The 23,738-nt window shown below is 34.1% G+C and carries 19 protein-coding genes and 1 riboswitch; of the genes, 11 read left to right on the top strand and 8 right to left on the bottom strand.

All coding sequences use genetic code 11. The annotated features are described in order from the left end of the window. Window positions 1-90: 90 nt before the first annotated feature. Complete coding sequence (locus tag P178_RS0115740; protein WP_027067115.1) at window positions 91-1,182, bottom strand: nickel-binding protein; 1,092 nt, start codon at window positions 1,180-1,182, stop codon at window positions 91-93. Between the two features lie 258 nt (window positions 1,183-1,440). Here P178_RS0115740 and P178_RS0115735 point away from each other — a divergent pair, with 258 nt between their 5' ends. The 8 genes from P178_RS0115735 to P178_RS0115700 all read left to right on the top strand — a co-directional run bounded on the left by P178_RS0115735 (window position 1,441) and on the right by P178_RS0115700 (window position 12,317). Beyond that, complete coding sequence (locus P178_RS0115735) at window positions 1,441-2,925, top strand: sensor histidine kinase (RefSeq protein WP_027067114.1); 1,485 nt, start codon at window positions 1,441-1,443, stop codon at window positions 2,923-2,925. Window positions 2,926-3,121: 196 nt separating this feature from the next. Then, a complete protein-coding gene (locus tag P178_RS0115730; protein ID WP_027067113.1) occupies window positions 3,122-5,149 on the top strand; it encodes an NADPH-dependent 2,4-dienoyl-CoA reductase in 2,028 nt (675 codons plus the stop codon). Window positions 5,150-5,662: 513 nt separating this feature from the next. Then, window positions 5,663-6,043, top strand: a complete 381-nt coding sequence (locus P178_RS0115725) for a hypothetical protein (protein WP_410477214.1) — start codon at window positions 5,663-5,665, stop codon at window positions 6,041-6,043. Window positions 6,044-6,057: 14 nt separating this feature from the next. Next, window positions 6,058-6,792: a flavodoxin family protein gene (locus P178_RS0115720; RefSeq protein WP_027067111.1), complete on the top strand. Its 735-nt coding sequence runs from the start codon at window positions 6,058-6,060 to the stop codon at window positions 6,790-6,792. Window positions 6,793-6,840: 48 nt separating this feature from the next. Then, a complete protein-coding gene (locus tag P178_RS22230) occupies window positions 6,841-8,586 on the top strand; it encodes a thiamine pyrophosphate-dependent enzyme (RefSeq protein WP_051638333.1) in 1,746 nt (581 codons plus the stop codon). Between the two features lie 390 nt (window positions 8,587-8,976). Beyond that, the gene (locus tag P178_RS0115710) at window positions 8,977-9,354 is read left to right on the top strand and encodes a PleD family two-component system response regulator (protein ID WP_197026814.1); all 378 of its coding nucleotides are present in this window, start codon (window positions 8,977-8,979) and stop codon (window positions 9,352-9,354) included. 354 nt (window positions 9,355-9,708) lie between these two features. Next, window positions 9,709-9,805: riboswitch (SAM-I-IV-variant riboswitch) on the top strand. Window positions 9,806-9,852: 47 nt separating this feature from the next. After that, window positions 9,853-11,154, top strand: a complete 1,302-nt coding sequence (locus P178_RS0115705) for a Na+/H+ antiporter NhaC family protein (protein ID WP_027067109.1) — start codon at window positions 9,853-9,855, stop codon at window positions 11,152-11,154. A gap of 299 nt (window positions 11,155-11,453) precedes the next feature. Further along, the gene (locus P178_RS0115700) at window positions 11,454-12,317 is read left to right on the top strand and encodes an outer membrane beta-barrel protein (RefSeq protein ID WP_027067108.1); all 864 of its coding nucleotides are present in this window, start codon (window positions 11,454-11,456) and stop codon (window positions 12,315-12,317) included. 348 nt (window positions 12,318-12,665) lie between these two features. Here the strand turns inward: P178_RS0115700 and P178_RS0115695 are convergent, their stop codons facing one another. Both P178_RS0115695 and P178_RS0115690 read right to left on the bottom strand, forming a co-directional pair. Further along, window positions 12,666-14,003: an ATP-binding protein gene (locus tag P178_RS0115695; RefSeq protein WP_027067107.1), complete on the bottom strand. Its 1,338-nt coding sequence runs from the start codon at window positions 14,001-14,003 to the stop codon at window positions 12,666-12,668. Between the two features lie 179 nt (window positions 14,004-14,182). Beyond that, a complete protein-coding gene (locus P178_RS0115690) occupies window positions 14,183-14,482 on the bottom strand; it encodes a hypothetical protein (protein ID WP_027067106.1) in 300 nt (99 codons plus the stop codon). A gap of 201 nt (window positions 14,483-14,683) precedes the next feature. Between P178_RS0115690 and P178_RS0115685 the strand changes: the two genes are divergently transcribed. Both P178_RS0115685 and P178_RS0115680 read left to right on the top strand, forming a co-directional pair. After that, window positions 14,684-15,553, top strand: a complete 870-nt coding sequence (locus P178_RS0115685; protein ID WP_027067105.1) for a hypothetical protein — start codon at window positions 14,684-14,686, stop codon at window positions 15,551-15,553. Between the two features lie 59 nt (window positions 15,554-15,612). Beyond that, a complete protein-coding gene (locus tag P178_RS0115680) occupies window positions 15,613-15,906 on the top strand; it encodes a hypothetical protein (RefSeq protein WP_027067104.1) in 294 nt (97 codons plus the stop codon). 44 nt (window positions 15,907-15,950) lie between these two features. Here P178_RS0115680 and P178_RS0115675 read toward each other — a convergent pair whose 3' ends face one another. The 3 genes from P178_RS0115675 to P178_RS0115665 all read right to left on the bottom strand — a co-directional run bounded on the left by P178_RS0115675 (window position 15,951) and on the right by P178_RS0115665 (window position 19,831). Then, a complete protein-coding gene (locus P178_RS0115675; RefSeq protein ID WP_027067103.1) occupies window positions 15,951-16,694 on the bottom strand; it encodes a hypothetical protein in 744 nt (247 codons plus the stop codon). 225 nt (window positions 16,695-16,919) lie between these two features. Continuing rightward, complete coding sequence (locus tag P178_RS0115670) at window positions 16,920-18,173, bottom strand: arylsulfotransferase family protein (protein WP_231500556.1); 1,254 nt, start codon at window positions 18,171-18,173, stop codon at window positions 16,920-16,922. 302 nt (window positions 18,174-18,475) lie between these two features. Continuing rightward, on the bottom strand, window positions 18,476-19,831 hold the full coding sequence (locus P178_RS0115665) for a M24 family metallopeptidase (protein ID WP_027067101.1): 1,356 nt from the start codon (window positions 19,829-19,831) through the stop codon (window positions 18,476-18,478). Between the two features lie 322 nt (window positions 19,832-20,153). Here P178_RS0115665 and P178_RS0115660 point away from each other — a divergent pair, with 322 nt between their 5' ends. After that, a complete protein-coding gene (locus tag P178_RS0115660; protein ID WP_027067100.1) occupies window positions 20,154-21,014 on the top strand; it encodes an RNA polymerase sigma factor RpoD/SigA in 861 nt (286 codons plus the stop codon). Between the two features lie 83 nt (window positions 21,015-21,097). On the opposite strand, the gene P178_RS0115655 is transcribed toward P178_RS0115660, so the two are convergent. Both P178_RS0115655 and P178_RS22225 read right to left on the bottom strand, forming a co-directional pair. After that, window positions 21,098-22,432: a DEAD/DEAH box helicase gene (locus P178_RS0115655; RefSeq protein ID WP_027067099.1), complete on the bottom strand. Its 1,335-nt coding sequence runs from the start codon at window positions 22,430-22,432 to the stop codon at window positions 21,098-21,100. 190 nt (window positions 22,433-22,622) lie between these two features. Continuing rightward, window positions 22,623-23,663 carry a leishmanolysin-related zinc metalloendopeptidase gene (locus P178_RS22225; protein ID WP_051638332.1) on the bottom strand — a complete coding sequence of 347 codons (1,041 nt, stop codon included), beginning with the start codon at window positions 23,661-23,663 and terminating at the stop codon, window positions 22,623-22,625. Between the last annotated feature and the right edge of the window lie 75 nt (window positions 23,664-23,738).

The following is a 23,738-nucleotide window of genomic DNA, read 5'->3' as shown; positions in this document are numbered from 1 at the left end:
GAATTACGTTTGGCAATTCTACGATTAGACCAAAAAAACACACTTTTAGACCAGTAGTATTTTAATGTCAACTATATGATAAACAGTATTTTATTTTTCAGTGGTAAAGTTAGAGGGAAGAATTTTGTACTTTTTCTGAAAGCATTTTGAAAAGTAAGCCGGACTGCTAAACCCAGTGAGATATGCAATCTCGGAAATATTATTCTGTTGCTTTTCTAATAGCTCTAATGCTTTGCTTAAACGATATTCCCTTAAAAATATATTAGGAGATTTTCCCACTAAAGTCATCATAGTACGATACAATTGCGATTTACTATAACTTAAGTTTTTCTCAAAATCGACAACGTTGATGGTATTCTGAGACCATATTTTTTCGGTATAGTCCATTAATGAGACTATAAAATTTTCATCTGCCGTATCTAAAATAGTAATTGTATTTCGTGCTAAGGGTTTGTTCTGGTTTTCCCCTTCGTAAAGATCTTTAATGACCTCCGTTATAGAAAAACCACCTTTAGCAATATCACTTAAGTAATCTGCTGATTTTATGGTATCCTCAAAAATGCTGTCTTTCTCGGTTACAGGAGTCCCTGCATGAATACCAATTTTAAATTCTAAGTCTGGCGTTATAACACCATGGTATGCATCTTCTATTTTTATTCCGCAATGAACGGCATTGGTAACGGTATTAAATGAGATTAAAAAGGTATTGTTTTCATGTTTTACCACCTTCCCTTTATAATTTGATACTGCTGACTTAATAGATTGTGTATAGCCTCTTATGGCTGCGTTTAGTGTAGAAACCTTAGTTGTTCTAAGAGTTTTGTTTGTGATTTTAACCACCATTAGCGTTCTAAAAGCGGGTTCGTTGATAATATTAAGACTAACGTTCTTAGATTTTTTAGGATCTTCTATGCGACCAAGAAAAGATTCTACAATAGTATCATTAACCTCTATAATTTGAGTAGGAATAGCACCATGTGCATCTTCATGTAAGGCAATTAACGCTTCTTTGCTAGGAGCTTCAATTAAACAAAAAGCAGTTTTCCGTTTTTCATCGCACCAATAGGTAAGTCCGCGGCATTTATACTTATGCTCCAGGTCTAAATCTGCTTGATGCATTTCTGCAACATGAGCCGATGTTATTCCTTCAGGTAGGTTGTGTAAATCCAAAAATAGTGGCATAGGGTTGGTTTAGACTGTAACTTACGTCATTTTTATCTGTAATAAATTTAATATAAAAATTATTGAAGTGAAAACAGTAAATATTTCAATATCAATTGGTTGATTCTAATTTGGACTACGATGTACCAATGGTTGATTCACTAATACCCACGGGTGTTATAGCGTATTGTCAATAAAATATTTTAAATTAGAAAATAGGATTAAGATCTATTCTACAAATTCTTAATCAGTTATACCTAACCATTTGCGAATTTAAATATGGATTTTATTGATTTTAATTATGTATTAACTTCTGTATTTACAGCAATTTTTGGTGTTTTTGGAATTTATCACTTAGCCTCTTTTTTGGTGCTTAGGCACAAGATACTTTTCTATTATTTTATACTAATACTAGGGCTTACTTTACACTGGGGGTTGTATTTAATTTTAAAGGGTTCTTTTGGTGATGAGGTTTTAGTAATAGCGGAAAAGGCATCTCTTACTACAGCTATGATAACTACTTTCGGACTGTTAATGTTCACAAAGAACTATCTGAATATTCGAAAAAGTAATCATCCGAATTTATCGAAAACGTATATAATTTTCAAGATGATTGTGGTCTGCCTTCCCATTGTACATGTATTAAATGCATTGATTATTGGAGAAGGTTGGTTCAATAACATTTTGGTGATGCTTGCCGCAATAACTGCTATGGTATCTATATTTTTAAATATCTTTTCTGGCTTTCGTTTATATAATGTCGAAAAATTTAATAGGTATTATTTGTTTTCTTACGCCCCACTTTTACTTGCTGCTATTCTGTATATAGGTACATGGTTTATGCAGAGGTATTTCGATATAAATGTTAACCCTATAGTTTTGATAACTTCAATTTTAGTGACGTTACAATTAATTCTATTCTCCATTTTAGTAGGATTTAAGTTTAAATCTATCGAAGAAGAGAATATAAAAACACAGGTCGAAATCAATAAAATGCTTACCAAGGAAGTAGATAAGCAGACCAAAAACCTACAATTGGCAAAGAAATCGTTAGAAACGCAAAATGGGGAGCTAGAAACGGTCAATAAACTTAAAAACAAACTTTTCTCATTACTTACCCATGATGTAAGAGGTCCGTTAAATAACATTACGGTTCTGGTGGAAATGATAGAAGCCCACTTGACAGATGATGATCTTAAACGGATAACGAAAAAGTTGAAAAATGAAATCCACGATAGGGTTTCTATGGTCAATGCTTTGCTTGAGTGGTCTTATAAACAACTAGAAGGTATTAAGTTGAATAAGAAGTTATGTGATATTGAGGAAGCTTTCAATTCCATAAGAAATGAATTTGAACGGGTAGCAAAGGAAAAAGAGGTGAGTTTAATTTTTGACATTTTCCATCCAGAACTATGTATCGATGAAAATATGCTCAAGGTTATATTACAGAACTTGACTTCAAACGCTATCAAATTTAGTTCGAAGGGACAGCAGGTAATACTATCTTCTCAGCGAGAATTTGGTAAGATTGAAATAAGCGTGCAAGATTTTGGGATGGGAATGAATACAGATTGGTACAGTAAGTTAGATGATGATCTTATGCCTCAAATAAGAGAAGGAACCAATGGAGAAAAAGGTACCGGTTTTGGCTTATTGATCACCAAAGATTTTGTAGAAATGAATGGTGGTGAAATGATTTGTGAAAGTGAAAACAACAAGGGTACAAAATTCATACTTCGTTTTAATCCGTCAGGAGAAGTATAAATAACTTCATATTTCTTGTATAGTACAGGGACTGAAATGCTTTTATTTTAGAACGTTTTACAGTTTTGATAACTGCAGTGTTTAAACCCAATAATTTAAGTCTGCCATAAGTGTAGACTTCTTACGATTTTAAAAAATTTACGTACCTTTTCAAATATTATGCATGCATAATAAATGTAATTTAATCTAATAATAAATGACCAAGTACACCCATATTTTTGAACCCTTAGATTTAGGTTTTACCACACTTAAGAACCGCATAATTATGGGATCTATGCATACAGGTCTAGAAGAGAAAAAAAATGGTCTTGAAAGGATAGCCACCTATTATGCAGAACGCGCAAAAGGAGGTGTTGGGTTAATTGTCTCAGGTGGCATTGCTCCAAACGTACAAGGGTGGACAGCTCCTTTTTCTGCACGTATGAGTACAAAGAAACATGCGAAACATCATAAGGTCATAACAGATGCAGTACATAAAGAAGGTGGCAAAATATGTATGCAGATTTTACACTCTGGGCGTTATGGGTATCATCCTTTAGCGGTTGCCCCTTCTGCCATAAAATCCCCTATTACTCCATTTAAGCCTTTTAAGTTAAAACAATCAGGTATCAAGAGAACCATTAAGGACTTTGTAAACTCTGCAAAGCTTGCAAAATTAGCAGGTTATGATGGTGTGGAGATTATGGGGTCTGAAGGATACCTTATCAACCAATTTATAACAGAAAGAACAAATAAGCGTACAGATAATTATGGCGGAAGTTATGAGAACCGTATGCGTTTACCTATAGCATTAGTAAAACAAACTAGAGAAGCAGTTGGTGAGGAGTTTATCATCATCTACCGGTTGTCTATGCTGGACCTCGTAGAAAAAGGAAGCTCATGGCAAGAAGTAGTTGCCTTGGGTAAAGAAATTGAAAAGGCAGGCGCTACCATTATAAATACCGGAATTGGGTGGCATGAAGCTCGTATACCCACAATAGCAACATCGGTACCACGGGCGGCATTTACTTGGGTAACTAAGAAGATGAAAGAAGAACTCTCTATTCCGCTAGTAACCTCTAATAGAATTAATATGCCAGAAACGGCAGAGCAGGTATTGGCAGAAGGTCATGCGGATTTAGTTTCTATGGCTAGACCATTTCTAGCCGATTCAGAATGGGTAAATAAAGCATCGGAAAATAAGTCGGACCAAATAAATACCTGTATAGGCTGTAATCAAGCTTGTTTAGATCATGTGTTTCAACAGAAAGTAGCCAGTTGTTTGGTAAACCCAAGAGCTTGTCATGAAACGGAACTTAACTATCTACCTACGGAGCATAAGAAAAAGATTGCCGTTATCGGTGCAGGACCAGCGGGATTAGCTGCTTCAACTATAGCTGCTCAACGTGGACATGAGGTGGTTCTTTTTGATGCCGATAAGAAAATAGGCGGACAGTTTAATATGGCGAAGCAAATTCCCGGTAAAGAGGAGTTTTACGAAACCATACGTTACTTCAACACTCAAATAGCACTACATAAAGTAACCGTGAAATTAAATACACGTGTACAAGCCGATGATATAAAGAATGGCAATTTTGATGAGGTTATATTAGCTACAGGTATTCAACCAAGATCACCAAAAATTGAAGGCATTGAACATCCTAAAGTTTTAAACTACTTAGATGTATTAAAGCATAAAAAACCAGTAGGCAAAAGAGTTGCCGTAATTGGCGCAGGAGGAATTGGTTTCGATGTGTCTGAATTTTTAGCTCACGAAGGAGAGAGTACATCGTTGCATATAGACGCTTGGTTAAAGGAATGGGGAATAGATAAAACCATTACCGCACGTAGTGGTATTGAAGGAATGCAAGCAGTTGTTGAGCCGTCTCCACGAGAACTATTTATGTTTAAACGTAGTAAAGGGAAATTTGGAGCCAATTTAGGAAAGACAACCGGCTGGATTCACCGTTCTACCCTTAAAAAGAAAAATGTACAATTTATCAATAGTGTGCAATACAGCAAAATAGATGATGAAGGCTTACATTATGTTCAAAATGAAGAACAAAAGGTTTTAGCGGTAGATAATATAATCATTTGCGCAGGTCAGTTGCCATTTAAAGAACTATTATCCCCTTTAGAAGCCATTGGTTTAAAAGTACATGTTGTTGGCGGTGCAGATGTAGCTTCTGAGCTGGATGCAAAACGAGCCATAAATCAAGCAAGCCGTTTAGCAGCTATAATTTAAACAACATTCAATTTTAATTTTTTATCAGAATACCTGCCATGAGTTTGTAGTTATGTGATATCTGTCTAATAATCTATTATACTACTCCCCTATACTACAAGGGGGAGAAGGATTACTATATATCGCTTCTTTAAATAACATATGCTAATAGCTACTGGCTACTAGCTGTTAAAGCGTATTACACCAGTTACTTTAATTTTCTATTTAATAATTTCCAAAATAAATTAGACACAGCCGTTATTTCATTTGGTGCTGAATTTCTGCACAAGTTCAGTTACATCAATTACCACTTACAAAAATCAATTAGTTTTTTAATGCATTAACCTCTGTGTGTTTATACGGCAATAATAGAATCGTATGAACTAATACTACCAATCAACTCTATATACCTTGCATATTGATATTCAGTTGAATATCAAAATATATTTCTACCATCTTCTATTAGACAATAGATTAAAAATTTTAAACCAAACAAAAATGGATAAGCAATTATCAAGATACGTATAAGCAGGTATTTTAGGAGCAATAGTCATGACCCTTATTATGGTAATGGCTCCAAATTTAGGTATGCCCGAAATGGCGCCGTGGAAATTATTAGCAGGCGCTATGGGCGTTCCAATAGTTGTAGGTTGGATCATGCACTTTGTAATTGGGATAATCTTTGCCCTAGGTTATGGATATTTCTTTGCACCCAATGTAATTATTACCAATATATGGTTAAAAGGTATCGCTTTTGGTATAGTAGCATTAATTCTAGCACAAATAGGAATGCAGGTAATGGGTATGATGTTAGAAATGCCACCAATGAACGGATCAATGCCGATGAGGTTAGTTGCCATGCTAATTGGGCATCTTGTATTTGGTGTAGTTACAGTGAAAACAATAGGAAAATAAGAATATAAAGAATTATGAAAAATATAGACTTCAGTTCACTAAAGGCAGTATTTGTAAACTGCACCTTAAAAAAATCACCATCTAAAAGTCACACACGTAACCTAATGGATGTATCCATTAAAATTATGGAATCTGAGGGTGTTGATGTTGAGGTTTTACGCCTTGCGGATTATGATATTCCGGTTGGTGTACAACCAGATATGACTAAAAAGGGTTATGACAAAGATGAGTGGCCCGAAATATATGATAAGATAAAAGCCGCAGATATTCTTGTTATAGGAACGCCTATATGGTTGGGAGAGCGGTCTTCTATAGCAACAAAACTTATAGAACGATTGTACGCTATGAGTGGGTACCAAAATGACAAAGGGCAATATGTATACTATGGCAGGGCTGGTGGTTGTATTGTAACCGGTAATGAAGATGGTGTAAAACATTGTTCTATGGGAATATTATATGCGCTACAACATTTAGGATATAGCATTCCGCCGCAAGCGGATGCCGGTTGGATTGGTAAAGTTGGACCAGGACCTAGCTATGGTGATACGCAATGGAACGGGGAAAGTATTAACCCGCCAGTAGGTTTTGATTCAGAATTTACAAACAGGAATACCACTTTTATGAGCTATAACTTAATGCATCTAGCAAAAATGTTGAAAGATAATGGTGGGTATCCTTCTTACGGGAATTCTAGAAAAGAATGGGATGACGGTACACGTTGGAATTTTGAGAATCCTGAATATAGATAGAATACGGATGCATAAGTCATCCAATTTAAAAATATAAAGAATACTATTATGAGTAAAAATGTATCAGAACAACTACTGGATATTTTGCAAGGTGTTGGCGTAGAAAAAGTATATGGAGTTACGGGTGATGCCCTTAACTTTTTTGTAAAAGCTATAGAGGAACGTGATGGAGTAGATTGGATAGGAATGAAACACGAAGGAAATGCCTCTTTTGCTGCCTTTGGACATAGCCAAACCACAGAAAATTTAGCTGTTTGTGCAGGTACGGTTGGTCCTGGGGCACTGCATTTAATAAACGGACTTTATAATGCTAAGAAAGAACGTACTCCGGTGATTGCCATTACGGGACAAATCAATCAGAAACAACAAGGAACAAGTTTCTTTCAAGAGGTGGATTTAAAAAAGGTATTTGACGATGTTTGCGATTATCAGGCAATTATTGAAACTCCGGAACAAGCCCCAATGGTTATACAACGTGCCATTAAAATTGCAATGGCAAATAATGCGGTGTGCAGAATTGAGCTACCGGCAAATGTAGCGGAAATGAAAGCCGAGAATGAGCAATTTGTTCATCCTATCAAGAAATACGTTTCCCGCTTAGTTCCAGAGGAATCTGTAGTTATTGAAGCTGCCAATCTATTGAACAATGCTAAAACGGTAGGTATATTAGCTGGTGATGGATGTAGGGAAAGCAGAACTGCGGTAATTGAATTATCTAAAAAACTGAATGCACCTATAACCCATAGTCTTCGTGCAAGTGATATTTTTGACCACGATACGGATAATGTAGTTGGGTTAACGGGATTGATAGGAAATCCATCTGGATATAATGCGGTTATGAAGTGCGATTTGCTATTGATGTTGGGAACAGATTTTCCGTATATCGATTTTCTTCCGCATGAAACAAAAACGATTCAAGTAGATATTCGCCAAGAGAATATAGGCAATAGAACCGCTGTGTCTTTAGGCGTGTGGAGTGATATCTCTTCTTTCCTAGAAATCCTTAACCCTAAAGTTGAACAAAAAGAGGATACTACTTTTATAGATAAACTAAAAAAGAATTTTGAGGATTGGAAAGAGAATATGAAGGAACAGGCTTCCCCTACTCGTGAAAATGAACCTCTACACCCGCAGATATTTGCAGATTTAGTAAATGAGCATGCTTCTAATGATGCCATTTTTACGGTTGAAACAGGAACATCTGCAATATGGGCAGCACATCATATATCGTTTCATAGTCAAAGACGCTTAATAGGCTCTTTTAATCACGGTTCTATGGCAGTGGGCCTACCTTCTGCAATTGGAGCACAAATGGCTAATCCTAAAAAAGAAATTTGGTGTTTGAGTGGAGACGGAGCTTTTAATATGGCGATGCAAGACTTTATAACAGCCGTTAAATATGAGTTGCCTGTAAAAGTGCTCATCTTTAATAATTCTGAATTGAGTTTTGTAAAACTAGAAATGGAACAAGTTGGTTTAGCGGCTAGTCTAGATGCATTGCATGAAACCAATGTCAATTTTGCCGAGTATGCTAAATTATGTGGTGGAGATGGTGTACGGGTAGAACATGCCAAAGATATTGATGCTGCTGTACTACAGGCAAAGAATAGTAAAAAGCCTTTTATTATAGATGCCGTAGTTAGTAGCGGAGCATTGTCCTTACCTCCTCATATTGGAATAAAAGAAGCTATTGGTTTTGGAACTTCTAAATTAAAGGAAGTCGGACAGGTAATTAGTGGTGATAAAAAGCAATGGGGTAATTTAAAAAAGGAATTACAATCGTATTTTGATTAGTGGTTAGTTTGTTGAGGTAGTCTTTGTAAGTTATACTACCTATATTGTGAAGATTCTTTGTATCTAATGTTGGGTACAAAGAATCTTTTTTATTCAATGGCTATTCGAGCTTAACATTTGACTAAATGGTTAAATAAATATTGGTAAATCTGGATAGGATAGTTAAAATAGTAATGGACGATACACTTTTTGGTATGCTATAATCGATAAAATCGGCAGGTTTGTCTGACATCCTATTTTTAATTTTTTCAGGTTTTAAAGGGGTAAATAGGATCTTTTAACTTTTCAAGCAAGTTATTAACCTTTCATCCGAATTTATTTTCCAAAATGAGGCATAGCGGTAATTTTCGTCTCTCAAACCTCAAATCTGAAAACTCAAACTTAATAGTTATGAAACTTGAATTAATTATTGTTGATGACTCCGCTTTATGGCTGTCATTAGCAGAAAAGCTTGCTAAATCACATCCATTAGTCCGTAATGTACTTACTTTTGAAGATTCTTATGATGCTTGGGTACATATACAATTAGCGAAACCACAGGTAGTCATGGCCGATATAGAAATGCCAGGTATGAACGGATTTTCATTTCTTGAAATGTTCGGTAACCGTATGCCATTTATATCAAGTTCTACCAAACAGGAATTTGAAGTGATAGCCAGAGAACTTGGCTGTGTAGATTTTATAAGTAAGCCCTTTACAAAGAGTGAACTCCATAATTCTATAGATTTGGTCTATAATAGAATATATGGAAGAAAAGTTAGTGCATAATTTATATGACCTTTACAGTTACAAGTAAATTACTTCAATAAATTAAATCATAATCTAAGCTAGGATAGAAGCTTAATGCATCAATAAAATTGTTATAGGACACTACAATTTTATAGTAATGATACTTTTAATTGAGAATATCTGACGATAAGTAACGATTAAAAGTTGGTAGCCCTCTACCCTACCGTTGTATCCAAATCAATATTCCTTATACTTAATATGGATGTTTATTCCTTGGGATTTTATCGATTTTAATGGATAGGATAGCTTTTGTTTAGACATTGAATCCACCTAAGTAAATTAACTTATTTTAAGATTTACAAGAAAGAATTATACACTACATTTGCCGCCTTAAATAATTATCAAGAATCTCAAAAAGGAGATAGCAACCTGCAATAACAAGCAAGGTGCTAAATAGATAAGCCAATTAATTGGAACAAATGTTAACTCATGCGTCTACTTATTTGCAGCTATTTCCTTTTTAGAATAAAGAAAGAAATGGCAAACGCAAAAGACAGAACTCCTAAATTTACAGCCTTAATACCCTTATTTGTATTCGTATTTACATTTTTAGGTGTTGGTATATACCAAAATGACTTTTATGCTTTACCAGCTCCCATTGCGGTAATAGTGGGCATAATTGCTGCATTTTTACTGTTTAGACAATCTATTATTTCTAAAATTAAAACGCTTTTAAAAGGCTGTGGCGATGACAAAATACTAACCATGTGTTTAATCTATTTGCTTGCAGGTGCCTTTGCGGCAATTACCAATGAAACCGGTAGTGTAGACGCGATAGTAAATTTAGGTTTAGATTATATAGCTATTCAATATATTTATGTTGGCATCTTTATCATTGCAGGATTTTTATCGGTTTCTACAGGGACTTCTGTAGGTGCAATTGTAGCTTTAGCTCCTATTGTAGTAGGATTTGCAGATAAGAGCGGTGCTGATTTAGCTATTTTATGTGGGGCGCTATTAGGTGGTAGTATGTTTGGGGATAATTTATCTGTTATTTCAGACACTACAATTGCGGCAACACAATCATTAGGTTGTAAAATGAGCGATAAGTTTAAACAGAATATCAAAATTGCCGTACCCGCAGCCCTATTTACTATCGCTATTTTGGTTTTTCAAGGTTTAGGATTACGGTCAGGAGAAACAGAGGCAGTAGTTTATAGCTATTCGGTCATTAAAATTATGCCTTATCTATTAGTGATTATCCTTTCTATTGTAGGAGTAAATGTTTTTGTCACTTTGCTTTTAGGCTCTCTTTTTGCAGGACTCTTAGGAATTGTATATGGCGATTTCACCCTCTTGGAATCAACTAAAATCGCCTATAACGGATTTACCAACATGACAGAGATTTTCTTATTGTCGTTACTTACCGGTGGCTTGGCAGCTTTGGTAGAACGAAATGGAGGGATAGAGTTTATATTGGTAAACATAAAAAAGCTTATAAAAAACAAAAAAACGGCACAGTTAGGTATTGCCACATTGGTGAGCACCATTAACATGGCGATAGCCAATAATACCGTATCTATAATTATCGCTGGCCCTATTGCCAAAACAATTAATGATGAGTATGAGCTGGATAACAAAAAGACCGCTTCAATCTTGGATATTTTCGCTTGTATTTTTCAAGGATTATTACCTTATGGAGCACAAGTTTTAATGATTTTGAGCTTTTCTAAAGGAAGAATAGATTACTTAGATTTGGTATCTAATACCTGGTATTTATCGCTATTATTCATCTACACCATAGTATTTATCAATTTTAAACCTTTACGATCACGATAAATGAGTATTAATAGAAAATAACTCTAAAAAGGGCTTTCATAATTCTTAATAAAATGTCGTTGTGGTTACTGTAAATTAACCAAAAGTCTCCTTTAATGCCAGCCAATATAATATTAATGTTAAAAGTTTAAAATGCTGTTAATTCTAAAGGAGACCTGCAAGAAATTTCTGTAAAAAGGTAACTTTGAGTAAGCAATTTTACTGAATTAGAAAAGCTAGGATTTCATAGCGAATGTATGTGAATATGGAATTTATGAAATCCAGAATTCAATCATCATTAAATCTAAAAATCATTTATTATGAAGCATTTAATAACATTATGTACAGCTGTATTGATAAGTTCCCTATCATATGGTCAATGGCAAGTTTCTGCGAGTTCTGGTTATGCCTTAGGGAGCGCAACTATGAAACTAGGAGAACGTATAAATATCTCTGAAACCGAAAATTCTTATGGTAGTTATGGTGAAGGCACAAATGTTCAATTAAGAGGAACGTATTTCTTTGATGATTCATTTGGGGTTGATTTAAGTGTAGGTTATCTACAAGGTACGAATCAAGATGTATCTATTATTGACTTACCAAGTACAGAGGTAAATGCAGTTGCTAGAGCACGTGCCTTTGGAGCTTCTGCTTCTGTGGTATATAAGTTTACCAATAATATATATGGACGCTTTGGAGCCCTGCTAAAATTAGGAGGTAAAACGGAAGGTGTTATTTATCAGAAATCAGTTTTTTCTGAAGCAGAAGCTGAAGCTTTTGGTGTACCGGTAGGTTCATACTCCGAAACAAATTATAAAGAGGATTTTCACGGACATTTTCCTTTAGGCTTCGTAGGAGCTTTAGGGTACAAGTATGACTTAGATTCACATTTTAGCATATTCGCAGAAGCTGAGTATTATGGAATAAGTTTAAAGCGAAAAGATTCTGAAATTTCGGCTTTCAATACAGATGTTAAACTACCTGATGGAACGGTTGCTGTAAGTGGTTTATATACTTTAGATAATTTACCTGAAGGCATAAACAGAACAACTACCTATGTAGATAATTTATCTAATTCAAATACGGATACATCTAAAGAGCTTTCTCAAAAAGTACCTTATTCTTCTTTTGGACTAAACATAGGTATTACCTATAAGTTTGAACGCTTAAATAAAGAGCAGTAGAAATTTAAGAGTCAATTTTCTTAAATTTTTAAAAGCCCCTATTAAATACATAGTTTAATAGGGGCTTTTCAATTGTAAATCTGTAGTCTATGTGATTAATGTCTAATCTTACTATATTCCAAGTATGCGTTTAAAAATCTTGATTTCACATTTATAAAACTTAGTAAGAACTACTAATAATTTCTCTTCCTTGTTTTTGTTGATTGCCATATATATAGTTTTGTTTCATTAGTATGCAGATTTTCAAATTTGTCACAAAAGACAACTAAAAATTATTAAATCCGCCGGGTTACTACAGTAATGGTTTTCTTAAAACAGGAAGGTTAATAAATATTTTGCAATTCAATATTATCTGTTTTTTAGTAATGTAAAATAGAAAGTACTGCCTACCCCCTCTTGACTTTCAACCCGGATGGTTCCTTTATACAAAGTGATGATTTTTTTGACAATAGAAAGTCCGATGCCAGACGAAGAACCTGTACTTTCTAGTTTTGTAAAAACTTTAAAAATTCGTTCAAAATAATCTGATTTAATACCCACACCATTATCTTTTACAAAAAACTGGTGGCAATCTTCCTGCTCAGAATATCCTACTTCAACAACACCATTCTCTTTATCATTATAGTTGATTGCATTCTGAATCAAGTTTTGGAACACTTGCTTAAATCGCCATGCATTACCGTACAAACTAGGTAAGTTATCTTGGACGGTTATTTTAATATGGTCTGGAATGTGAAGTGTTTGTAACACCTCTTCGATCATTGGGTTAAAATCAATATGCTTGTCTTCGGTTTCTAATTTATCAATGGTAGAATAGTCCAAAATCCCTTTAATTAAGAAATTCATTTTTTCTACATTAAACATCACTTGATGTAATGGAGCCATAGCATTTTCATCTAATACATCCTTATTGTCATCCATAAACCAACTAGTCAGCGTGCTTATGTTGATAAGTGGTGCTTTTAAATCATGAGAAACAACATGTGCATATTCATTCAACTCTTCATTTTGGCGAGATAAGAATTGTAATAATTCCTCTTTTTTCTCTTCCTGTTCCTTTATACGCTCTTCTTGCTCTTTTCTCTGTAATACGTTTACGAGCATATTGGCAAAAACAAAAAGAATTTCCTTTTCATGATCGTTGTATTTATTGATTTTGTGTACAGAATCAAAACCAATAAATCCAATCAACTCCTTATTTTTAATTTTAGGTATGGTTATTAGACTTTTAATGCCTTGTGGTTCTAAAACGGCACGTAAACCTAGCTCACCATCTTCGGGTAGTTCACTAACATCCTCAACAAAAAAGGGTTCCCCTTTTTTATGTGCTTCTATCCATTGTGGAATAAAATCTATGGGTACATTTTGTAAATTATCAATTTCAGGCTCAATTCCTTCTGCACACCATTCATAGGTGTTAGAAGTTGTATTATTTACAAAATCATAAGAGAAAATATAACTCCTATCAGATTCAACAAACTGACATATTTGCTGTAAAGATTCTCTAATTAATTTATTAATATCCGATAAATCTGCATTAATATGCTTTGTAGAAATACTGATTAATAATTCTTGAAAGCGTAATTGTCTTTCAATAATTTTATCTTTTTCTAACTGCTCTACATCTTTTGTTGTAAGATTTTCAAGATATTCTGATTGCCTATTTAAATTATCTTGTTTTTTCATAGCATTTTAAATTGTTACAATAATATCCGCCGGACTTAAGTTCACTAAAATAGTATAATAAGCTACAATATTACAGTAAAACCTATGCTATATACAGAATTGTCAATTATTAACAGTTAGTTGTAGAACAAAAAAAGCGTATTCAAAAGAATACGCTTTGCTATAGAAATATGAACTATTTACTTTAATAAAGCAAGAATACCTTGTAGTTCACTAAGGTCTAAACCAGCGTTGTTGTTTGTATCTAAAGTATCAAAATTTTCAGCTACAGCGCCTACAGCTTCAGTTGAACTAACAGAGTTGTCATTATTGGCATCAAGAAGTTTAAAAAGACTTGCTACTTGTTGTACTGTAGAATTAGGGCTCAATGATGCTAACATTGATGCTGCGTCAGATACCTTAGAGGTATCCATGTTTTTTACACTGTTACAACTAGCTAAAGCTGCGATAAGAATAAATGAGGCTACTACTTTTTTCATGGTTATGTGTTTTAAATTATTTTGCAAAAATACACTAACCTAGCTCAAGATAAAGAAGTATATACCAAAGCCAATATTTAGCCTACCTATAATCCAAATTCATAGATGAAACATTTTTATTGAATTTCTGAACTGCCATTGTCGAATTACAACAATATCGATTTTTAGATTACGTTTTACTAAACAATCAACCCCTATTCTATGAAATCTAATATTTTAGTTCTCCTTTTTTTGCTAACATTATCTAGTTGTTCTAAAGAAGATGAAAAACCAGAGGTTATAAAATCTGAAGCTAAAGAAATAACAACTTTTGAAATTGAAGGAGTAACGACCGAAATTGATGGGGATATAATTAAAATTTATGCGCCGGCATCCTTAGATTTCTATTATTGGAAGCCAACAATTAATATTTCTGAAAAGGCAAGTATCTCTCCAGTAATAAATGTAAAAGTAGACTTTACCAATCCTATTTTATTCAGGGTTTATGCAGAAGACGGAAGCTTTAAATTATATACGACAGAGTTAATTTTGTTAGAGGGGTTACAAGAAATTGTACTAAAGCTAGGGTCGAAAGATGGTAAACAAATTGCAGTTGATTGGTACTTAGGTAAGATAAATGAACTGAACAACAAAATACAAATAGATTACTCTGGTGATGCTGTAGAAAGGTGGGAATCATGGGAGTTATTTCCATTTTTGGCTATAGAAACAACAAATGATTTAGAAACAGAACCTGCAAATAATCACTTCATAGATTTGAGTATAAAAGACCATCAATTAACTATACCAGGTTTAGACAAAACTTATGAATTATCTATTCAGAGTTCTGATAATTTTATAAAAGGAATTAATTTGCCAATAAGAAGAGAGTTTATTAGTTCGAACTTTGCAAGAGATGCTTTTCCAGAATATATAGTAGGCTTGGAAGAAGATGATATCCTGTTTTACACCTTAAAAAATCAAGATTTAACTAATATAACACCCGATTACTTTAAAATAAGTGATTATGCTAGCATTACTCCCGATTCCTCACTTCCACAAGATTTTTCCGAAGATGTTGTTATACGGTAACATCGGAAACTGGAGTTTCAAAAACCAGAAAAGTTCGTGTTGTAGAAAAAAATATACTTATGTCTAATGCTACAAATGGTGCTTTTAGTTTGTCATATACTACTAATTTTTTTAGATATTATATAGCCACTAGCCCCATAGTTGATGTTGAATTGGTTAATGTAGAAACTGGTGAAATATTAGGAAGCGAAATCTGGCAAAATTACGAAACCGAAGATGGGAGGTTTTACTTGCAAATGGTTGCAGATGAAATGCCTGAATCTAAAACATCATTCTTTTACAGAGTTACTTTAGAAGAAGGTATTACTGTAGACACCCACGGTGGAGTAGTTTTTGATCCTGATGGTAACTAATATGAATTTCAATTTTGCTATTAAGATTCAAGAGCGACAAAATTCTAATTATTTTCAAAAGCTTTAAACCAGAAATTAAGAGAAACCTTTTCTTGTCTTTGATCTTGAATAGGTGGTCCGTTTTGTGATCCGCCACGACCGCCACCGCCTGGACCTCCAGGTCCACCTCCACTTCCACCAGGTCCGCCGCTTTGGTTCCCACCTCCAAAACTAATCCCTGAACCATCGTTTTTTGATTCTGTTTTAATTTTAGGAGAAACAACCCCTATTGATAATTTTGATAAATCACTACCCTTGCCCGACAATAAATTGTGCTTAGGTATTAGAAGAATATATAATAATTCTTCAGCCTCTTCATCGAAGCTGTAAGTGATTGTAACACCTAAATTGTTTAAGTCTAAATGAAACTCTTGTTCAGAGTCGAAATTTACAAAGGAGGCTGTTTTAGGCAGTTTTTCTATTAAAACTGCTATGTCAGGTCCTTTTTGAGCTTCTTCATCCTTATCTTCTCTATTACGTTCTCTATCGTTTTTGTCCGGTCTTTGTGGCAATGTAGCATTAATTGGATACTGAATGGAAACATTTTTTTTCTTTTTCCCTTTCACATCAAAGTACACATAGACCCCCCCGTGCAACATAGATAGCATTGTAGCTTGGTCTACAGTGCTTAGTTTTACAACAACATTTTTATCATCTATGATACTCTCATAAACAATATTGTCTTGAGAATTTTGCGCGTGGCTACAAACAATATTAAGTAACATTATAAGATAAAAAAATGCTTTCATTTAGTTGATTTATTTTGTGTGAACACACCAAACCTAATCTAATATCCGTTACTGTTGCGATGTATTAAGTGGATGCCTGTAAGTTTTTAGTGAATGGCGGTATTTACATCATTAAAGTATTTTAAGGAGGTTCATTACATGTCCGATCAAACAAAAAAAAGCTCCGGTATTACTACCAGAGCTCATCATCAACATCAATAGAACCAAACTCAATTTTCAATTCTACTATAAACCCAATGAGGTTATTGCTTCGTCTTCTTTGGTAAAGGCATAAGCACGCCAAGGTCTATTGTAATCGGTAAACCTCCAAAGAACGTCCCCATCGTTATTAACTTCCCAAATAGTTCCCGTGCCTTCAGAAATCAATGTATTTCCATTACTCATACGAACTCCACTACCAAGTCCATTACTATATAGATCTGTATCTGTAAATTCCCATATAAGTGTAGGTTCGTTATCCTGACCAGCAATTAACTCGTAAGGCGGACTCAACTGATATTCTGCTACGGCAGATTGGTTATCGTATTTGTTATTTACAAAGACCAACATTTTATTGTCATCAAAAAGATTAGGGTAATGTACACGGTTCATTGTTGCGTCTCCTACATTGTCATAAGCAAGAGGGTTTCCAAAACGATAAACTAAATCGCCACCAAGGTTATAATTACCGCCTGTACCTGTAGTCGCTTCTGCTGTTGTAGTACTATGGTCAACAACCCAAACCTCACTATAAAAATTTACGGTCATATATAGCAAGTCGTTTTCTTCATCTAATGTTATACCATTGACATGCGTTATATCCCCGTCTGTTTGGTCATTGTTGTAGTTAATATCAATTAAATTTGGAAGGTCACCAACGACGCCAAAATTTGCTTTACGTTCATCATAATCCTGTACAATATGGTCTATAGCATGCCATTCCCAAACTACTTCTTGGGTAAGTGGATTCATTTCTATAATAGCATCTGGGTAAATGTCGAAATTTCCAGAAAATCCTAATTCTGCAGCTTCTTCAGCGCTAACCTTTTCCCAAATCGGAAAAATTATATTTCCGTTAGATAAATAGTTTATATCATGATGGGCAATGTAAGAATCACCTGAATAATTAATTTCCCATGCAATCGTTTGGTCGGCATTAATTTTTCTAAAGGCACCGCCGTAACCTCCAAAAGTTATTTGTGGATTGTTTACTTTAATTGAGGCTACTAGACTACCATCGTCATGTAGTTCAGCATCGTTACCTAGTTGGTCGCCATCAAAGTCCCAATCGAATAATGTATTGCCATCATGGTCAATTAAAAACACTCCAGTATCAGGTTCCACTGCCAAGATATAGGAATTACTGTCTACTGTGCTGCTTATTTCTATGATTTCGTCAGTGTCATTAGTGCTTAATGATATATTGTCTGAATCATCACTACACGAAGTAAGAGCAAGAAGAAGGAGTAACAAAGAGCCTGTACCATACTTTAATTTCATTTTTCTCATCATTTAATCTTTTAGGGGTTATAGATGTTTTTAAGCAACTATAATTTTGTATAGCCGCTTATGCCCAATTAGATTTTAAATGTAGATAATGGTTTAAATGAAATAATAGCCTTTCAGTGAAGAAGGGGTTTTAATCAGCGGGTGGGTTATTTTTATCGGTAAAGCAAATAGGTATTTTGTACTTTATTGTAATTGGTGTTGTAACATGTTGGAATTTTGTAATTGTTTAATTACAACGTAGTATGTTATAGAAATATGGTGATGGTTTGTTTCTAATATGTATGATACTATAATTAATCCCTCATTAAAGCTTCTAATGCTTCTGGAGTTCTTGGTAAATCTTTACTTAATACTTCACAGCCATCTTCTGTAATAACAATCATATCTTCAGTAAAAACCGATATGTTTTCATCGTGGTTGTAGTACCAAGGTTCAACGGTAAAAACCATACCTGGCTTTAATATAGCATTAGAAAGACTTGGGTCTCCGGTAGAAAGACCTAAGTGATGACCAAAGAATAAACCTACTTGCATATATGGTTTTGCATTATTAGGAATGACACTATTTGTTAGAGTTTGTACATCTTTAAATGTAATACCTGGCTTTAGAAATTTAATGATCTCGTCGGCAACTTTGGTTTCCATTACAAGAATTTCTTTCTGTCTTTTGGTAAACGTACCCGAAACAGGAAAGGTTCTACCAATATCACTAACATATTGATTGTATTCACAACCTACATCGAAAATGACCAAATCGCCATTTTCCATTACCCTATTTCTACGGTTATAATGAGTAGCCAAAATTCTCCAAGGCCAGTGGGAATTTGGGCCTGATTTAATGATAGAACCGAATGCGAGTCTTTGCGAGCCATTTACTTTAAAATCGCCTTCTAATATTCCTTCTAAAAAACGTTCGTCTACACCTACTTTAATCGTTTTTGCAGATTGTTTAATACCTTCAACAGTAATGGATGCAGCCTTTCTTAAAATTTCGATTTCAGAATTCGATTTTATCATTCGAACATTTGCAACGGCTTCGTACATATTTTTATGTTTTAAGCCAGAGTGCCTGTTATTAAATGTCTGTAAAAGAACTTGAACGGGAGAATATGTTGCTACATATTCATTAGACACATATCTAATATCACCTTCCCTATTATTATTTATTAAAACTGTATTTTTCTCTTTGCTGGCATTGTTCATTAATTCTGTAAAGTCTTGCATGGAAGCCAACGGTACACCTGTTTTATCAGAAATACTGGTGTCATTTAATAAAGGTCTTCCGGGAAAATCATTCACTCTTGATCCATTTTCAAATCTTAAATCACGTTCTGGAGTGTAAATTACTGTAGTGTTATGGTTTAAGTCCATAACCAATATAGCGTTGGGTAATTCAAGACCTGTGAAGTAATAAAAATCATCTGCTTGGCGAAATGTTTCACCAAATGAAAATCCGTCATTTGCAGGTATTACAACTAATCCTGTTTCACCTTCCTTTTTTAACATGTTTGCTAAATTATCGCGTCGTGTGCTTAATTCCTCTTTGGTAAAAGGTAAATCTGTCCACTCAAAATACGTTTGAACTGGAGTCTGACTAAATGCAAAGAACGTAGAGATAAGATAAAGAAGGATGGTTGTGGTAATTTTCATTTCGGCTTATTTGGTGTTCCGAATTTCGAGTTTTTTTAAATAAGAAAGAATTATCTCATATCAAAAAAGAGAATATGCGCCTATTTAAAGGTATTTAGGTAATCTTCTGGAATTACTTTAATTAAAATTTCTAACGAATATTTAATGAGAATTGCCTATAAATTATGAATTTGATAAAATTACATTGAATGTGACTATAATAATTAGGATTTATTAAAAAATAATTTAAAATCATTAAAAGAATTTTAATAAACATTTAGATTCATTAGGATATTGGTAAAATATAAGTTATATTCTTACAACGATAAAAACAGAAAAATATATGAGGCAACTTAAGATCACTAAACAAATTACCAACAGAGACACCAAATCATTAGAAAAGTACTTTCAAGAAATATCAAAAATAGATTTGATTACCGCAGATGAGGAAGTGGAACTGACCAGAAGAATTCGTGAAGGAGATCAAATTGCCCTTAACACACTAGTAAATGCTAATTTACGTTTTGTAGTTTCTACAGCAAAACAATATCAAGGAAGTGGAATTAGACTTTCAGATTTAATTAACGAAGGAAATATTGGATTGGTCAAAGCGGCAAAACGTTTTGATGAGACAAGAGGTTTTAAATTTATCTCTTATGCAGTATGGTGGATTAGACAATCTATACTATCCGCTATTTCTGAACAATCTCGTATGGTGCGTATTCCTCTGAATAAGATTGGAGAAATAAGTAAAATTAAAAAAGTATACTCAACATTAGAGCAGTCTTACCAAAGACCTCCAAGTACAGTTGAGATTGCAAGAGAATTAGATATGAGCGGCGCACAGGTTAAACTTGCCATGAAAAACTCAGGTAAGCACTTATCTATGGATGCACCTTTTCAAGAAGGCGAATCTTCAAATCTGTACGATGTGGTATCTTCAAAGGATAATAATAGTCCAGATTCAAAAATGATGATGGATTCTTTGAAATTTGATATTGATCAAGCGTTAAACACGTTACCAAGTAGAGAGAGTGAGATTATAAAGCTTTATTATGGTATTGGAGATAGAAGTCCTAAAAGTTTAAGTGAAATAGGCGAACTTTTCGATCTTACTAGAGAACGTGTAAGACAAATAAGAGAAAAAGCTGTAAAAATTCTAAGAAGAAAATCTAATAACGAAATGTTGAAGGCATATTTATAGATCTTTAATAGCTACATATATTGAAACAAAAAGCCGACTAAAATAGTCGGCTTTTTGTTTGTCATTTAATTAAATGTATCCTTTTATTTCTTTCTTTTAGGTTCTTCCACTTTTAACTGTGAAGCGGTATTTTGTGAAATATAATTCGCTAATATTTTTTCAACCAATTCCTCTTTGGTTAAATGATGAAACACTGTTTTAACCTTTGTTTTGAACTCTTCCGATATTTCGCGGTTAGGTTTAGTCTTAAAAATTTTTTTAGCCCAAAGTAATGTATTGTTTTCCTCTATGCTCTGTGTATCTGCTTTTTTGAATTTAGAGAACGTTAAACCTAACTCTTTTTCAAAATCTGCAACCTCTGCAACCTCTTCTTTTTGAAGTATGGTTAAAGAAAGTCCTTTTGCTCCTGCTCTTGCCGTACGTCCACTTCTATGTACATAGGCATCGTATGTATCTGGTAAATGATAATTAACAACGTATGCAAGATCCTTAACATCAATACCACGGGCAGCTAAATCTGTAGCTACTAGAATATCTATATGACCATCTCTAAACTGTCCCATTATACGGTCACGAATACCTTGGGATAAACTACCGTGCAAAGCACCAGATGAGAATTTATTTATAGCTAAGTTTTTAGCTAATTTATTTACCGCCGCTTTTGTCTTACAGAATATAATACCCCTTTGGCCCTCTTTCGTATTTAAGAAATGCATAAGCACATCTAACTTTTCTATAGGCTCTACCACTACGTATTCATGATCAATACCTTGGTGGCCTAATGTAGACATATCTGCCTCTACATGTATTACATGCTTAGACATGTAATTCTGAACAAGCTGTTTAATTGCGCCAGACATGGTAGCCGTAAACAAAAGTGTGCGACGAGATTTTGGAATGCCCGAAATAATAACATCCAAATCTTCTTTTAGAGCAGTAACCATTTCATCGGCTTCGTCCAAAACCAGGTATTTTAATTTTTTAATATCTATAGCCTCACGTTTTACTAAATCAACCAAACGACCTGGTGTTGCTACTATAATATGTGTAGGCGTTTTAAGTCGTTCTATTTGTGGTTTTATAGGAATACCTCCACATAATGCGGCAATAGAAATTGCAGGAGCATGAGAAGCGTATGAAGATAAATTAGCGTGAATCTGTTGTGCTAATTCTCTAGTAGGTGCTAAAATAACCACTTGTACTGTGGTGCTTTCGGCGTTAATTAATTGTAATAATGGCAATCCAAAAGCAGCTGTTTTACCAGTTCCGGTTTTAGCTAAAGCAACAAGATCCTCTTTTTTATTCAGAACAACAGGAATACATTTTTTCTGAATATCTGTGGGTACAGAAATTTGTAATTCCTTTAAACTTTTTTGAAATTCACTATTGATTCCTAAATCCGAAAATTGGCTTGACATAAAATAATTTTCAGCAAAGATAACGACAGTTTTACTAGTCTAGGGTATTATGGGCCAAAGGTTATGATTAATGTTAATTTGAACAATAAAAGAAGAATCTAGGTAGGTCATATAAACTAAAAAAGCTTGCATCAAATAAGTTTGATGCAAGCTATAATTTGGATTAGCAATCCAGTTAATGGTGTTAAAGTTATTTCTTAACGTTTACAAAACCTCTAATTCCAAGTAAGACTTCCATTTTAGCAATATTTAGTCCTGGGTTTTCAGCAGTACCTTCATCCCCAAGTTCACTGATGTCAACACCTTCCGTGCCTCGAGGTAAGTCATAAGATTCACCTACTGATGCAGATCCATAACCAAGATCTCTCATTGAACCAGCAGTAATTCTACTTAACGGGTTTTCACCTAAATTTAAGAATCCGGTCATAAGTTCATTGTTAAGAGTAGATTCTCTCCAATGTCCTAATGCAGTACCAGGACCACCCATATTTTCAATTGGTAGTTCATCAGTACCTCCTTCAGCATTCCAAAATACATTTGCTTTTTTTCCTGTAAAATATGGATTGCTATCTGGTCCTGCTCTAAGAGTTCTATCAAAACCGAAAGGAGCAGTATTCCATAATGTACCTATTCCTAATACATGACCCATTTCATGAACAATTACTTCTTCGAACAAATCTATTTCTTCAAGAAAATCTAAATCTGCAACATCAAAATACATTACTCCTGTCAATGATAAAAAGTCTTCTGTTCTTACAAATTGGGGGCCTGCCTGACCAAGAATTTTTCCGGGTCCATCTATTGGTGCTAATGCCACTTCAATTACTAAATCATCAATGCTATCTATATCAGGGAAACCGGTAAAAGCCGAAGGAATTGGTCCAGATACATCTGGTACGTCTTTAATAATAATCCGTTCCCATCTTGCAGCTGCTGCTTCAAACACTTCAGCTTGCCTTTCTGTTGGTGGTATTATATATTTCAATGTAATATTATAACGTCCCTTTTCAGCATTGCCAGATTTTGCTGTCTGCAAATCTGTAACTCCTAAATCATCAATGGTTATTAGATTATTGGTGGGGGCTTTTAAGGCAACTTCCAGAGTTTTTGCATCTTGATTTAATTCTAAATCAGATTCTATTTTGTCTTCCGTACAGGAAGTAAAAAGCATTCCTCCCATAGCGCATCCTATCGCTAAAAATTTACCTGTTTTGTTTAAAGTGTTTCTCATAAAAAAAATAATGTTTAGTTAATAATTATAATTGTTAAAGTTGTTTTTTGACGATAATATACGATTTATGTTAAA

The organism is Maribacter sp. Hel_I_7 (assembly GCF_000688315.1).
GTDB classification, from domain to species: Bacteria; Bacteroidota; Bacteroidia; order Flavobacteriales; family Flavobacteriaceae; genus Maribacter; species Maribacter stanieri.
Note: the sequence above shows the minus strand (reverse complement) of the source record. Positions and strands in the feature narration are given on the sequence as shown.

Coding starts and splice junctions, on each gene's coding strand:
- P178_RS0115740 (WP_027067115.1), bottom strand. CDS start 1,182: ATGCCACTATTTTTGGATTTACACAACCTACCTGAAGGAATAACATCG.
- P178_RS0115735 (WP_027067114.1), top strand. CDS start 1,441: ATGGATTTTATTGATTTTAATTATGTATTAACTTCTGTATTTACAGCA.
- P178_RS0115730 (WP_027067113.1), top strand. CDS start 3,122: ATGACCAAGTACACCCATATTTTTGAACCCTTAGATTTAGGTTTTACC.
- P178_RS0115720 (WP_027067111.1), top strand. CDS start 6,058: ATGAAAAATATAGACTTCAGTTCACTAAAGGCAGTATTTGTAAACTGC.
- P178_RS22230 (WP_051638333.1), top strand. CDS start 6,841: ATGAGTAAAAATGTATCAGAACAACTACTGGATATTTTGCAAGGTGTT.
- P178_RS0115710 (WP_197026814.1), top strand. CDS start 8,977: ATGAAACTTGAATTAATTATTGTTGATGACTCCGCTTTATGGCTGTCA.
- P178_RS0115705 (WP_027067109.1), top strand. CDS start 9,853: ATGGCAAACGCAAAAGACAGAACTCCTAAATTTACAGCCTTAATACCC.
- P178_RS0115700 (WP_027067108.1), top strand. CDS start 11,454: ATGAAGCATTTAATAACATTATGTACAGCTGTATTGATAAGTTCCCTA.
- P178_RS0115695 (WP_027067107.1), bottom strand. CDS start 14,003: ATGAAAAAACAAGATAATTTAAATAGGCAATCAGAATATCTTGAAAAT.
- P178_RS0115690 (WP_027067106.1), bottom strand. CDS start 14,482: ATGAAAAAAGTAGTAGCCTCATTTATTCTTATCGCAGCTTTAGCTAGT.
- P178_RS0115685 (WP_027067105.1), top strand. CDS start 14,684: ATGAAATCTAATATTTTAGTTCTCCTTTTTTTGCTAACATTATCTAGT.
- P178_RS0115680 (WP_027067104.1), top strand. CDS start 15,613: ATGTCTAATGCTACAAATGGTGCTTTTAGTTTGTCATATACTACTAAT.
- P178_RS0115675 (WP_027067103.1), bottom strand. CDS start 16,694: ATGAAAGCATTTTTTTATCTTATAATGTTACTTAATATTGTTTGTAGC.
- P178_RS0115670 (WP_231500556.1), bottom strand. CDS start 18,173: ATGAAATTAAAGTATGGTACAGGCTCTTTGTTACTCCTTCTTCTTGCT.
- P178_RS0115665 (WP_027067101.1), bottom strand. CDS start 19,831: ATGAAAATTACCACAACCATCCTTCTTTATCTTATCTCTACGTTCTTT.
- P178_RS0115660 (WP_027067100.1), top strand. CDS start 20,154: ATGAGGCAACTTAAGATCACTAAACAAATTACCAACAGAGACACCAAA.
- P178_RS0115655 (WP_027067099.1), bottom strand. CDS start 22,432: ATGTCAAGCCAATTTTCGGATTTAGGAATCAATAGTGAATTTCAAAAA.
- P178_RS22225 (WP_051638332.1), bottom strand. CDS start 23,663: ATGAGAAACACTTTAAACAAAACAGGTAAATTTTTAGCGATAGGATGC.